This is a genomic window from Companilactobacillus halodurans (genome assembly GCF_009600995.1).
Lineage (GTDB): Bacteria > Bacillota > Bacilli > Lactobacillales > Lactobacillaceae > Companilactobacillus > Companilactobacillus halodurans.
In genome coordinates this window covers 1-14,415 of sequence record NZ_VDFO01000013.1, presented here as the reverse complement: position 1 = coordinate 14,415, position 14,415 = coordinate 1, and the positions used below count along the sequence as shown (strand labels likewise).

Sequence of the window (14,415 nt, the reverse complement as noted above, 5' to 3'; positions counted from 1 at the left end):
CCTCCTAGTAGATCAAATAAAAAAAACGGGATTAACCCGCTTATTTTTGGCGACGCATTACATCGATATTTTTAAGTGATTCTCCAGTACCGATGGCCACACAATCTAATGGGTCTTGAGCAATGAATACGGGAACGCCAGTTGCTTCAGAAATAACTTCTGGTAAATGGTGCAACAAAGCACCGCCACCAGTAAGGACAATTCCATGATCGATAACATCGGCAGCAATTTCTGGAGATGTTTCTTCAAGAGTTTCCTTAATAGTTTCAATTATTTCTTCAACATTCTCGTGAATAGCAGTAGCAATATCTTCACCAGTTAACTGAACCGTCTTTGGTAAACCAGTAACTAAATCTCTACCACGAATTTGCATAGGGTCAATTTCTTTTGCTTTTTCAATGGAAGCCGAACCAACTTGAATTTTTACATCTTCAGCGGTTCTTTCACCGATTTGTAGATTGAAGTTTGATTTGATATATGCAGAAATAGAATCATCAAACTTATCTCCAGCAATTCTAATTGAACGTGATGAAACAATACCACCCAAGGAAATTGTTGCAACATCAGTCGTTCCACCACCAATATCAACAACCATGTTACCTGTTGGATCCATAACTGGAAGTCCGGCACCAATAGCTGCGGCAAATGGTTCTTCAATTACATAAGCTTCTCTAGCACCAGCGTGTTGAGTAGCTTCAATAACGGCTCTCTTTTCAACTTCAGTAACGCCGCTTGGTACACAGACCATTACTGAAGGTTTTGAATTATTAGCTGATTTTTCAATGAAATATTTCATCATTGCAGCTGTCGTATCGTAGTCAGCAATAACACCGTCACGCATTGGACGAATTGCAGAAATACTACCCGGTGTACGACCTATCATTTCACGTGCATCTGAACCGACTGCAACTATTTCTCCAGTGTTGTTGTTCTTTGCAACAACTGAGGGTTCATTTAAAACTATACCTTTGCCTTCAGCATAAACTAAAGTATTTGCTGTTCCCAAGTCTATACCGAGCTTTTTTGATCCAATACCAAACAATTTATTTCTCTCCTTTAAGTACACACCACATTTTACGCTAAACAAAATTATATCATAGAAAACGCCGATTTAAAGTAGGACAAAATCATATCCTAAATTAAATTTAAGCTCTTCATCCGAGAATAAGTTTTTTTGGTAATAATTAAATGATCTAATAAATTTATTCCTATTAAATGGCAACACTTTTTCAATCTCAAAGTGAACTCTTGATCATTTTTCGAAAACATCAACGAACCATTAGGATGGTTATGAGCAATCACAATCTGTGTTGCTGAAATCTTGATAGCTTCTCTTAAAATATCTCGTGGATGCACGGTGGCTTGATCAACTGTGCCAATAAAAATAACTCTTTCGTCAATTATGTGATAGCTATTATTCAAATAAATGGCTATCAATTTTTCCTGTGGTGCACTTCCAATTTTATTTATTAGATGCCGACCAATATCATCAACAGAAACAACTTTTTCTGACAACGTATCAGACTGAATTTTCCTAGTTCCTAATTCGATAGCGGCTAAAATTTTACAAGCTTGCGCCACTCCTATACCATTAAACGACATTAATTGCTCTAAACTCAAATTTAAACTTTCAGAATTGCAAATAATCGTCTTGGCCAAATCAGATACTGGAAATTCTTTTGTTCCGCTGCCGATGATTACGGCTAGTAATTCTTCATTTTTTAAGGTGCTGACACCATACGCTATTATTTTTTCTCTTAAATTTATCATCATATATGAAATTACGAAAAGTAGTTTTCTAATTCTGAAACCAAATAAAACGAACCAGTAATCAAAAGAATCTGATCTGCAGTTAAATCGTTAATAATTTTCTGTAATTGCTTATGATAATTTTCAATAAAAGAAACGTTTTTATACTCAGACAAGTTATAATCGCTTGCCGTAGCAGAACGCATCATATTAAGTTTTGTAATATAAATCTGTTTTGCTTTTGGGGCCAATTCTTCAAGAATCTCATGACGATCTTTATCTTTCATTCCAGCATACAAAACAATTATATCCTTATTTTCATAAGTTTTTGATAAAGAATTAATTAAATTGTAAATTGCTGAAATATTATGTGCACCATCCATTAAAATCAATGGATTTTTTTGTACAATTTGTGCCCTTCCAGGAAGTTTATGACTATCCAATCCTTGTTTCACGGATTGTGACAAAACTTCTTGGTGATGGGCTTTTTGATAAAGTTCATAAGCCTTAATAGCAATACTTGCATTCATTGCTGTAGTTTTTTCAAACCCCTGACAAAGAATATCAGTTATAGTAATTTCACTATCGGAATAAGTAAAGCTCAATTCAAAGTTATTTGTTTTAAAATCTTTAACCAAAAAATCAGTTCCTAGTCTAAAGAGTTGACTTTCTTTTTGTTGAGCTGCTTTTTCGACAATATTAGAAACGCTACTGTGCAAATCACCAGTTACTATAGGCTTTTTTTCTTTAATAATACCAGCTTTTTCCCTGGCAATATCTTGAATCGTCGGTCCAATCAACTTTTCGTGATCCAAATCAATTGATGTAATAACTGAAACAGTCGGTACAATCACATTTGTTTTATCATGCTTAGCTCCGATTCCAGCTTCAATTACAGCAACATCGACACGTCCACGGAAATAAAAATAACCCAAAATGGTTACAAATTCAAATTCTGCAAGAGGAATATCGCCAACTTTTTCCTTGATAAGGTTGACCTCATCCACTAAATCAGCATTAGAAATATATTTATGATTAATTTGAATTCTTTCATTAAATTCTTTTATAAACGGAGAAGTGAACATTCCAACACGTTGTCCAGTGCTCTCCAATAAATTAGCCAAAAAATTAGTAGTAGTTCCTTTACCATTCGTTCCAGTAATATGAATCGTCTCATAACTATTTTGTGGATCACCCAAACGATGCAACGCTTGTTTGATATTGTCCAAATTATTAGTCCGATGAAATTTTGGCAACGAATGAATATATTTAATTGCTGCTTGATAATCTTCTAACAAATTTAACGCTCCAATTTTTATTAAACAAAAAGGGCTGACGTTTGCCAACCCTTATCATTATATACTCAAATTTACTTGTTGTTCTTTAATTGTTGAATTCTTTGTTGAACTTTTTCTTGACGTGATTGATAATCAGCTAATTTTTCTTTCTGCTCGTTAACAACCTTTTCAGGAGCTTTTTTAACAAAGTTTTCATTTGATAATTTCTTATCTAAACGCGTGATTTCTTTATCCAATTTTGCGATTTCTTCATTTTGGCGAGAAATTTCTTCATCAATATCAATTAGTTCGGCTAATGGAACGTACAACTCAGCTGAATTAGTTACTGATGTCATAGCTAAAGCAGGTGCCGTTAAGTCAGTTGCCACTTGCAAATCCTTTGGATGCATGAAACGGTCGATATATTCCTTATTATTCAAAATAACAGCTTTAACTTTATCATCTTGAGGCTTAATCATAATATCAACAGCTTTAGACATTGGTGCATTGACTTCCAAACGAATCTTTCTAAGTGACTTGATCAATTCAATCAAGACATCCATTTGACTCATTGCATCATCATTATCAAGTGATTCTTGATATTCTGGATACTTAGCATGCATGATGGTATTTCCATTATGAGGCATCGTCAACCAAATCTTTTCAGTTACAAATGGCATGATTGGGTGCATTAAGCGCAACGTTTGATCAAGTACATAAGTCAAAAGCATCTTCTTTTGCTTCTTAGCAGCTTCGTCATCCCCTGTAAGAGTTGCCTTACTCATTTCAATATACCAATCACAGAAGTCATTCCAGATAAAGTTATAAAGCGTTCTTCCAACTTCACCAAATTCAAAATTATCCATTAAACGTGTAATTTCTTTAATAGTATGATTCAATTTGGCTAAAATCCACTTATCAGACAAATCGTATGTTGTAACAGCTGAAAGATCATCCATTGCAGGAGTGTCATCGTCGAGATTCATAATAACGTAACGCGAAGCATTCCAAATTTTATTGATGAAGTTCCAAGCTGAATCCATCTTGTCATAACTAAATCTAGTATCTTGTCCTGGAGTTGATCCATTCATCAAGAACCAACGTAAAGCATCAGCACCGTACTTTTTGATAACATCCATTGGATCAATTCCGTTACCCAATGACTTGCTCATCTTACGACCTTGCTCATCACGAATAAGTCCGTGAATAACAACGTGATCAAATGGTTTCTTACCAGTGAACTTCAAACTTTGGAAAATCATTCTTGAAACCCAGAAGAAAATAATATCATAGCCAGTAACTAAGGTATTAGTTGGGAAATAACGTTTAAAGTCATCAGCATCAGTATCAGGCCAGCCCATAGTTGAAAATGGCCAAAGAGCACTTGAGAACCATGTATCCAAAACATCTGACTCTTGATCCCAGTTTTCGATATCCTTTGGTGCTTCTTCACCAACATAAGTTTCACCAGTCTTCTTGTTATACCAAGCTGGAATTTGGTGACCCCACCATAATTGACGAGAAATTACCCAATCATGAACATTTTCCATCCATCGTGTAAAGGTATCTTCAAAACGATCAGGAACGAAGTTTACTTTATTATCAGTCTTTTGATTCTTCAAAGCCATTTCTGCTAATGGCTTCATCTTCACGAACCATTGTGTAGAAAGCCTTGGTTCAACTTGAACGCCGGAACGTTCGGAGTGTCCAACGCTGTGAACATATGGTTCGATATTTATCATATCGCCGTTATCTTGCAAGTCTTTGACCATGGCCTTACGAGCATCGAAACGGTCCATGCCATTATACTTGCCAGCATTTTCGTTCATTTTTCCATCAGGATTCATGGTATTGATTCTCTTCAAATCATGACGATTACCGACAGCAAAGTCGTTAGGATCATGAGCTGGAGTAATTTTAACCATACCAGTTCCAAATTCTTTATCAACATAGTGGTCAGTAATAATAGGAATCTTGCGGTTTACTAGAGGTACGATAACTTCCTTACCAACAATATCCTTGTAGCGTTCATCATCGGGAGCAACGGCTACGGCAACATCACCAAACATAGTTTCTGGACGAGTCGTAGCAATTTCGATATATCCTGAACCATCAGCATATGGATATTTGACATGGTAGAAAGCACCTTGGTCATCCTTGTGGATAACTTCAATATCTGACAAAGCTGTTTGTAGTTGTGGATCCCAGTTGATGATATATTCGCCACGATAGATCAAGCCCTCATTGTATAGTTTAACGAAAACTTTTCTAACTGCCTTTGACAATCCTTCATCGAGGGTGAAACGCTCACGTGAGTAATCAAGTGATAAACCTAATTTACCCCATTGCGATTTGATGATAGAAGCAAATTCATCTTTCCATTTCCAAACTTCATCGACGAACTTTTCACGGCCAAGATCATAACGGCTGATGCCTTGTTCGCGTAGTTTGGCTTCAACTTTAGCTTGAGTAGCAATTCCGGCGTGATCCATACCTGGAAGGTAAAGCGTATCAAAGCCCTGCATTCTCTTATAACGAATCAAAGTATCTTGAATCGTAGTGTCCCAAGCGTGACCCAAGTGCAACTTACCTGTGACATTTGGTGGTGGGATAACGATTGAATAAGGTTTTGCTTTCTTGTCGCCCGATGGTTTGAAGTCATCGTCGTCTAACCAAGTTTGGTAACGGCCATTTTCGACTTCTTTGGGATTATATTTAGTATCCATGTCGATTTCTCTCATGTGTTTTTCCTCCAGATTTAATAGTGCTTATTGTGTTAAAGATTAGGGTGTTACTTTGAATTTCGAATAAGAGTTTAAATAACTTATTCTCAAAACTTTTTGTTATTTTTCTTTCCTGCTTTATAGCTAAAACGAACTGCGAGTGGCAGACTCCTGTGCTTTGCTACACTTCACGAATCACTTGTTACACAAGCAATTGGTGAAGTTAGGCAAATGCTCGAAGTCTAGGTGGCCACTCTCCGTTCTCTTAAAATCATGGTATACGGACGTCCAAGACGTCCCCATAACAGTTTCTAAGTGGCTTCGCCACTAAGAAACTGTAAAAAAAGAAGCCTTCATCCCAAAAATAGGACGAAGACTTCGCGGTACCACCTAAATTAAGAGCCAATTGACTCTTCACTCAAACAACAGATAACGGTGGCCCGATCATTTTTCTCATGATAGCTCACAGGTAACAATTAATTAGCTCGGTTTGACAATTCTCAACAACATGTCTTCTCTGTAAGCCTGACTAATCAACCCTCCTCTTCAAAGCTGATAGATTGATAATAAATCATAAATTAAAAAACGTCAATTGATTTTATAGTAAACTACTGATGTTTTCTTGGTCACTTTCCATGAACTTGTCGCCATGTTCGATGGTTGTGATTTTAATTCCGTCCATGGCTCTTTGAATCAAGCCATCAATATCGAGTGAACTTTCAAATTTTCTAGTCTTTTCGATACTTGGACGTGTTTTTGGTGCTGGTGGCGCAAAGACTGTACAACAGTCTTCAAATGGTTGGATTGATAAATTGAAGGTATCAATTTTTTCAGCCAAGCGAATGATTTCTGTTTTATCCATTGTTGCAACTGGACGCAAGATTGGTGTCGTTGTAACATCGTTGATTGCAGCCATGCTTTCTAGTGTTTGGGAAGCTACTTGACCAACGGCTTCTCCATTAAAGATTGCCAAGCCATTTTCTTTTTCACGAATCAAATCAGTCAATCTCAACATGAAACGACGTTGAATCGTCATCAAGTATTCTTCAGGAACTCCTGCTTTGATTGTTTCTTGAATTTCAGCAAAAGGAACTTCAATAAATCTGATATTGCCACCAAAGGCAGTCAATTTAGAGGTTAATTCCTTGGCTTTATTCAAAGCTTGTTCAGATGTATAAGGAGGACTAAAGAAGTGAACCATTTCAATATCCACTCCACGCTTCATTGCCAAATAACCTGCAACTGGTGAATCGATTCCACCTGAAAGCATCAACATAGCTTTTCCGGCAGTACCAACTGGCAAACCACCTGATCCTTTAACAGTTAGATATGATAGATAGATTCCATCTTGTCTAACTTCCACAGAAATTTTAATATCAGGTTTTTTCATTTCAACATCAATTCCTGGGAACTCTTCGCAAATTGCATCCCCAAGTTGTAAATTGATTTGATTAGTATCTAATTCGTAAGTGTGATCTGCACGTTTAGTTCCCACTTTGAAGCTCATGCCTGGTTTATAAGCCTCATGCATCATTTCAACTGCTTTTTTCTTAACGTCTTCAAAATCACGTGAAACCTTAACACTTAATGAAAAAGTTTGAATCCCGAAAACATTCTTTAGCTTTTCCATAACGGGCTTAGCATCGGTACCATTTAATTGAATATGTAAACGGTCACGATGTGGCTTCATTCTTAAATCTGGATAATCTTTCAAAACTTTAGCAACATTGCCATGCAAGCGGTCGATAAAGCTCTTACGATTTTTCCCCTTTGTTGATAGTTCGCCATAACGAACCATAATTTCAGTATATTCCATGTAATTCTCCTAATTCAAAATTTGGAAATGGTCATGGATTTCATCAAGATTTTTGATAAATTCGTCCATTTCTTTTTCAGTATTGCTTTCATCCAAACTGACACGAACTGCACTTGTCGCAATATTTTCTTGAACATTCATTGCCTTTAATGTTCCAGCTTCAAGACCCTTTTTAGATGAACAAGCGCTAGTTGTTGAAATATAAATATCACGTTCCTCAAATGTGTGAACGATCGTTTCACCACGAACGCCATCAATCGTAAAACAAATAATGTGTGGAGCAAAATTATCTGCCACTTTTGAAAAGACGTGAACGTTATCTAAAGTCTGCAAATGCTTAATCAATTTATCCTTTAATTGTTCCATCTTCTTAGCCTTACCAGCTTCGTCATCTTTCAACAAACGAAGAGCTTTAGCCATAGCTGCAATTCCAGGAGTATTTTCGGTTCCACTACGCAAATTAGATTCTTGACCGCCACCAGCCATCAAAGGTTCTAATTGTTTGCCTTCCTTCATATAAATAAAGCCAGTACCACGAGGTGCATGGAATTTATGACCTGAGAAAGTATAGAAATCGACTCGAGGATCGATTATTTGTGATTCTAGACCTTTGCCGATAGCTTGAATTGCATCGACATGATAACTGATGCTTGGATAATCCTTTAAAACTTCAGCAATTTCATGAATTGGTTGAACTGCTCCAATTTCATTATTAACAGCCATTGTTGAAACTAGAATTGTATCCTTACGAATAGCTTTTTTCAAATCATCAGCACTGATATGTCCTGATTTATCAACTGGTAAATAGGTTACTTCAAAGCCTAATTCTTCAAGTTGATGCATCACATTTAGAACCGACGCATGTTCAATTTCGGTAGTGATAATATGTTTACCGAATTCACGCTTCTTAAAAGCTGTGCCCTTGATGACCCAGTTGTTCCCCTCGGTACCACCACTGGTAAAGACAATCTCGTCTTGTTTGACATGCATCAAGTTAGCAATCTGTTTTCGAGAAGTTTCTAGTAGTTCATATGCTTTCAATCCTAACTTATGCAAACTAGAAGGATTACCGAAATATTCCGTACTAGCAAGGTTGTAAGTTTTTAGAACTGAATCATTAATCTTAGTTGTTGCACTATTATCAAAATATATCATTTCTGCCTCACCAAAATAAAAAGGCCTCACGGCCTAAATTTTAATCTATTATAACTTAACACATTTTTACTGAATCATGAATTAATTGTTTCTTTTATTCGATCAACTGATCCTGTTTCTACATTTTCAAGTGCTTTAGAAATCACTTCAACTGATTCATCATAATTGTAATCATCATCAAACAATGCTCTTGCACGAATCAATTCGTCGGTAAATTCAGGATTCTTATTAGCATAGCGGTTCGCATATTGTAATAATTTTTCTGCCAATTGGACATTATATTTCAATTTGGTTGTTTTTTCTACTAAATTGTCTAAATCTTCTTGAGTCACGATGACTTGCTTGCTGATATCTTCCATATTAATCTTATCAGCATCTAATTCATCATAGAGCTTATTGATTTCATCGTAGACCATGTAGAAGTAGTCTAGATAGTCATCAGGCAATCCTTTCAGATTCAACTGTTCCATCATTTTCTTCTGCATTTCAAGACGTTTAGCATATTCTTCTACACTATTTCGAGCAATTTGTTCACTTGATATCATCTGATTCAAATCGTCATTGATTGATTTCTCACTGGTCTCAATTTCATCCATCTTTTTAACGATTTGTTTGAAATTGGACTTAACTTCAGAATAAATTGCTTTTTTATCAGCCATATTTTGAACATCAGCATCATACTCGCGACGAACGTCTTTTAAAGTGTCAAAATTTTCCCTAAATGTCTTCAAATTATTATCAGTTAAAATATATGATTCTTCCAGCTTTTGGATTCGGTTATCCAAACGATTATGTTGGAAGACCGCATGGTTGATATAATCTAAAACTGGTTTTTGATTTTTTAGAACTTCTTGTTTGCTATCGATTTCAAGTGTCAAAACTTCATATAAATTATCGATTCGTTGTTTAATATCTTCATTATTAGTGTTGACGGCATCAAAATTTAATTCCTTTAATTTGTCATTAGATTCATCAATTTCATGCTGAACATCAGAAAGCAATTGCACAATATCATCATTAAATTGGTAATGTTGTTTATCCAATTTTTGATAGACAGACTTAATTTCATCAATTTGACTTGGAAAGACTTCATTCAAATCATGATACAAAGGCTTAATCACCTTTAACTGATCATTGATCAAGCCTAATTTGATTTTAACTTCATCAAGACATTGACTGGCTTCGATGTGATCCCCTTTAGTCGTCAATTCTTTTTCTTGATCTAACAAATTAGCTACTTCAGTCAATTCGTTCTCTAATTGATCAGTTGCTGGACCATAAGTAAATGATTGCGTCACGACTTGTTTACGGATTTCTTGATATTGCTGTTGTAGCTGCTCACTGTGAGTCGCATTCAATTCATTACTATTCAACAACTTTTCAAAGCCTTGTGAAACCTCACCGATTTTACTTGCGAAGTCATTCATTTCAGTGTTTAACTTCTTTAAATCGCTAGCCGCACCAAAAACTTTGAATTCAGTATTTTTATATTCAGCTCGTCTGATCTGAGTTAAGATATCGGAAAAAATGTCATCAGTTTGCTTTTGGTATTCGGATTTCAATTGCTTGAATCGAACATCACTTGCACCAGACAATTTCATTTTCTCTAGTTTCTCAATTTTATCATCTAATTGAGCTTTCTTTAATTCATCGGTCCGATCCTTATAATCATTCAAAGTTGATGCATTTTTTCTCTGCAAAAACCACATATACCATAGAAGGATCAAGATAACTAAAATTATTCCTATAATAATTGCAAACACTTTTACACCCCTAATGACGATTCAGTCTTATCTTTAAGAAATTATACCAAATATTATTGTCTTTATTATCAGTATTGACGTTTCATAATAAAGTTTTAAACTATTGAATCATTTAACAGTCAGTATATGAAAATAGTTTTGACATTGAACATTAATCACGGTATACTAGCCTTCGTGTAAAATATGCAGCAAGGAGTGGCAAGAACGTCAACAGTTCTCGACGATTTAGTTCAATTAGTAACCGTGGCTGCACAAGGTGAAAATTGTAACGATAACTGCACGAATGCTAAACTCCGGTTAATTATTTTACTCCAGACAAACATTTTGGAGGAATTTATTTATGTCTAGATATACAGGACCACGTTGGAAATTATCACGTCGTTTAGGAATCTCACTTTCAGGTACAGGTAAGGAAATTGCCCGTAGAAACTATGCCCCTGGTCAACATGGACCAAACGGTGGCCGTCGTAAGGTTTCAGAATATGGTCAACAATTAACTGAAAAGCAAAAGTTACGTTTCATGTATGATGTTAACGAACGTCAATTCCGTAACTTGTTCAACCGTGCCGGTAAAATGGATGGTATCCACGGTATTAACTTGATGATCCTTCTTGAAACAAGATTGGATAACATGGTTTATCGTTTAGGTCTTGCAAGTTCACGTCCACAAGCTCGTCAACTTGTAAACCACGGTCACATCACAGTTGATGGCAAACGTGTTGATATCCCTTCATACGAAGTTCAAATTGGTCAAAAGATCAGCCTTCGTGAAAAGTCAAAGGATCTTGCAATCGTTAAAGATAACCTTGAAAACGTTGTTGGTCGTCCTGGTTTTGTTAACTACGACGAAAACACAATGACAGGTTCACTAGTACGTAACCCAGAACGTGACGAACTAGAACCAAATATTGATGAATCTCTAATCGTTGAATACTACAACCAAGTTCTTTAATATTTGTCAAAAATACATTCACTTATTGGTGGATGTATTTTTTTTACGCAAAAAAAGACGCCTATTTGGCGACTTCTTGATTGAACCAGACTAGATATTTGCTCAATTGGAGAAACTTATCCTGTAACAATCGATCATAATTTCCCTTTTGAACTATTTCGGCATCTTTTTTTAATTCAAAACCAATTACTAAATCACTCGATTTAACTTTTTCATATCTGGCAATGACTTTTTCAAAATCAGTTGTAGCATTAAACATCTCGCTAGCAGTATGATTATTAGATACTTGCCAATTTTCTTGGGTGATTTGGGACTGGGGTTTTCTTAAAATCGGATAATAATTTGGCCTTTGGCGAATATCTGCCAATAAACTGAATGTTATGAAATATCGATCCGGCCAAAGACCAAATTCTAAATGGGGCGTCTTCTTATAACCCTTCTTATCTTGATTAATGGCTAACCAAGTATCGGGAGGTGGATTTTTAGTCCGTCGTTGATGCTTAGCAATTTTCATAAAGAACTCTTGTTGATATTCTTCTTCAAGTCGCTTTTGCAAATTGGAACCGAAAATTTCGAATTTTGGATCTAAATTTGTTTTAATTAAATCTAGGCGTCCTTTAAGGGTCATATCGTCAAAAACTTTAAAATCATTTTTATCAAACATGTTCTCAATCCTTTGTTGTAGAATATACATATCAATTATATAGGAGGAACTATGCAAAAACCATTAGCATATCGAATGCGCCCTACTAATATCGATGAAGTTGTCGGTCAACAGCATTTAGTTGGTCCTCACAAAATAATTCGTCGAATGGTGGAAGCAAAAATGCTATCTTCAATGATACTTTATGGTCCTCCTGGGATCGGTAAAACTAGTATTGCTAGTGCGATTGCCGGAAGTACCAAGTATGCATTCAGAATGTTGAATGCTGCGACTGATAGCAAAAAAGATCTTCAAATCGTCGCTGAAGAAGCCAAAATGAGTGGTACCGTCGTTTTATTGCTCGATGAAATCCATCGACTTGATAAAACCAAACAGGATTTTCTATTGCCTCTCCTAGAAAGTGGCTCAATTATTTTAATCGGTGCAACTACTGAAAATCCATATATCAATATAAGCCCTGCTATTCGTTCTAGAGTCCAAATATTTGAATTGAAGCCACTCAACAGTGATGACCTTAAAAAAGCTGTTAGACGTGCTTTAAAAGACGATAAGAATGGACTGGGCAAATACAACGTCAAATTAGACGACAATGCTTTGGATCTCCTGGTCAGTTCAACCAATGGTGATCTCAGAAGTATTTTAAATGGACTGGAATTATCAGTTCTTTCAACTGAAAAAAATTCAGATGATGTCATTCACATTGATTTGAAGTCGATTGAAGAGTCGGTTCAAAAAAAGGCCATTTCTGCTGACAAAAACGGTGACAGTCATTATGATGTCATTTCAGCATTTCAAAAATCGATTCGCGGCAGCGACCCAGATGCTGCCCTCTTGTACTTAGCTCGCCTTTTAGAAGCTGGTGAATTAACTTCTGCCATTAGACGACTGATGGTCTGTGCTTATGAGGATGTCGGTTTAGCCAATCCTCAAGCATGTGCAAGAGCCGTTCAAGCTGCTCAAGTCGCCCAAATGGTGGGACTCCCAGAAGCTCGCATCCCTCTAGCAGATGCTGTAATCGACTTATGCTTATGTCCAAAGTCAAACTCCGGTATGAACGCTATCGATTCAGCTTTAGATGATGTCAAAAATGGTAAAGCAAACTCAATCCCTGATGATCTCAAGGATGCTCACTACTCAGGCGCAAAGAAACTCGGCCATGGCGTTGGTTATAAATATCCACATGATTATCCTAACTCTTGGGTCAGCCAACAATATTTACCAAATAACTTGGTCAATCGAAAATATTATCAACCAAATAATACTGGTAAATATGAACAAGCCCTAAATTTACGGATACAGCAAATTCAAGAATGGAAAAAGAATTCAAAACGGAGTCGGAATAATTATGATAATTAAAATTTTAATGATATTGTTTATAATATTTTTGTTAGCCTTAGCTTACACGCTTTGGTCACACAGCAGCGGTAAATTCTTAATTTATTCACCAGATGAAAATCTTACTTTGAAAAAGGTTATGCGATTTACCGCTGGTTTACTGGTGCTTGTAGCGATACTTGGTATTGTAATCATGTTTGTCGGGACTAAGGAAACGAACTTTATCACGCTTCTTTTAGGCAGTTTGATTGCTGCCGGATTCTCAATTTATTTAGCAAATATTCGCTAAATCTTAACTGATGACTGTATTTATTTTCCTAAATAAACTAAAATAAAGATATAAAAGCAGTAATAATACATTAACGGGGTGATTACTTATGTTACAACAATATAAAAACATTCTCGTACCAATCGATGGTTCATTTGAAGCTGAACTAGCATTCAAGAAAGCGGTTGAAGTTGCCAAAAGAAATAATGCCGCTATTCACTTAGTTCACGTTATTGATACTAGAGCTTTCCAAAATGTTTCTAGTTTCGATTCAACAATGGTCGAACAAATTACTGAAAAAGCTAAAGAAACAGTTAAAAGTTATGTTAAAACAGCTAAAGACGATGGTCTCGATGAAATTGACTACAGCATTGAATATGGTGCTCCTAAAGCAATCATTGCTACTGACTTTCCTAAGAAATTAGGGGTCGATTTGATTATGATTGGGGCCACTGGTCTTAATGCAATGGAAAGATTGTTAATTGGATCAGTTACTGAATATGTAACTAGAACAGCGGCTTGCGATGTTTTGGTCGTTAGAACTGATTTGGATAACAAAACTATTAAGAAACAAAAGAAATAATAATGGCTGTTCGTCAAATTAAGTTGATGGCAGTTTACATAAGCAGTTAGATCATAATTGGTCTAGCTGTTTTTTATTTGGCTGACGAGCTTGCTCGGAGCCAAAAAATTTGAAGATTGATACGCTTAAT

Annotated in this window: 12 protein-coding genes; 4 read left to right on the top strand and 8 right to left on the bottom strand. The window is 35.9% G+C overall.

The window, feature by feature from the left end:
• Nucleotides 1-40 precede the first annotated feature (40 nt).
• From FHL05_RS04625 to FHL05_RS04595, 7 genes are all read right to left on the bottom strand, one after another.
• Nucleotides 41-1,042 (bottom strand): rod shape-determining protein, encoded by a 1,002-nt coding sequence (locus tag FHL05_RS04625; protein ID WP_153384374.1) that lies wholly within the window; start codon nt 1,040-1,042, stop codon nt 41-43.
• 92 nt (nt 1,043-1,134) lie between these two features.
• Nucleotides 1,135-1,773, bottom strand: coding sequence for a RadC family protein (gene radC, locus FHL05_RS04620; protein ID WP_153522166.1), 639 nt, complete (start codon nt 1,771-1,773; stop codon nt 1,135-1,137).
• Between the two features lie 8 nt (nt 1,774-1,781).
• Nucleotides 1,782-3,047 (bottom strand): bifunctional folylpolyglutamate synthase/dihydrofolate synthase, encoded by a 1,266-nt coding sequence (locus FHL05_RS04615; RefSeq protein WP_153384376.1) that lies wholly within the window; start codon nt 3,045-3,047, stop codon nt 1,782-1,784.
• A gap of 71 nt (nt 3,048-3,118) precedes the next feature.
• Nucleotides 3,119-5,767: a valine--tRNA ligase gene (locus tag FHL05_RS04610; RefSeq protein ID WP_153384377.1), complete on the bottom strand. Its 2,649-nt coding sequence runs from the start codon at nt 5,765-5,767 to the stop codon at nt 3,119-3,121.
• Nucleotides 5,768-6,347: 580 nt separating this feature from the next.
• Nucleotides 6,348-7,565 (bottom strand): tRNA uracil 4-sulfurtransferase ThiI, encoded by a 1,218-nt coding sequence (gene thiI / locus FHL05_RS04605; protein ID WP_153384378.1) that lies wholly within the window; start codon nt 7,563-7,565, stop codon nt 6,348-6,350.
• A 9-nt stretch (nt 7,566-7,574) separates the two neighbouring features.
• Entirely contained in the window at nt 7,575-8,720 is a 1,146-nt protein-coding gene (locus FHL05_RS04600) for a cysteine desulfurase family protein (RefSeq protein ID WP_153384379.1), read from the bottom strand.
• Between the two features lie 74 nt (nt 8,721-8,794).
• A complete protein-coding gene (locus FHL05_RS04595; RefSeq protein ID WP_162000212.1) occupies nt 8,795-10,483 on the bottom strand; it encodes a septation ring formation regulator EzrA in 1,689 nt (562 codons plus the stop codon).
• A gap of 340 nt (nt 10,484-10,823) precedes the next feature.
• Between FHL05_RS04595 and rpsD the strand changes: the two genes are divergently transcribed.
• Nucleotides 10,824-11,435: a 30S ribosomal protein S4 gene (rpsD, locus tag FHL05_RS04590; protein WP_153384380.1), complete on the top strand. Its 612-nt coding sequence runs from the start codon at nt 10,824-10,826 to the stop codon at nt 11,433-11,435.
• A gap of 61 nt (nt 11,436-11,496) precedes the next feature.
• Here the strand turns inward: rpsD and FHL05_RS04585 are convergent, their stop codons facing one another.
• Nucleotides 11,497-12,099, bottom strand: coding sequence for a DUF1054 family protein (locus tag FHL05_RS04585; protein ID WP_153522165.1), 603 nt, complete (start codon nt 12,097-12,099; stop codon nt 11,497-11,499).
• A gap of 51 nt (nt 12,100-12,150) precedes the next feature.
• On the opposite strand from FHL05_RS04585, the gene FHL05_RS04580 reads away from it, so the two are divergent.
• The 3 genes from FHL05_RS04580 (at nt 12,151) to FHL05_RS04570 (ending at nt 14,285) form a co-directional block, all read left to right on the top strand.
• A complete protein-coding gene (locus FHL05_RS04580; protein ID WP_153522164.1) occupies nt 12,151-13,455 on the top strand; it encodes a replication-associated recombination protein A in 1,305 nt (434 codons plus the stop codon).
• The gene (locus tag FHL05_RS04575) at nt 13,445-13,723 is read left to right on the top strand and encodes a hypothetical protein (protein ID WP_153384383.1); all 279 of its coding nucleotides are present in this window, start codon (nt 13,445-13,447) and stop codon (nt 13,721-13,723) included. The genes FHL05_RS04580 and FHL05_RS04575 overlap by 11 nt, the downstream gene beginning before the upstream one ends.
• 88 nt (nt 13,724-13,811) lie before the next feature.
• Nucleotides 13,812-14,285: a universal stress protein gene (locus tag FHL05_RS04570; RefSeq protein ID WP_153384384.1), complete on the top strand. Its 474-nt coding sequence runs from the start codon at nt 13,812-13,814 to the stop codon at nt 14,283-14,285.
• Nucleotides 14,286-14,415: the final 130 nt, after the last annotated feature.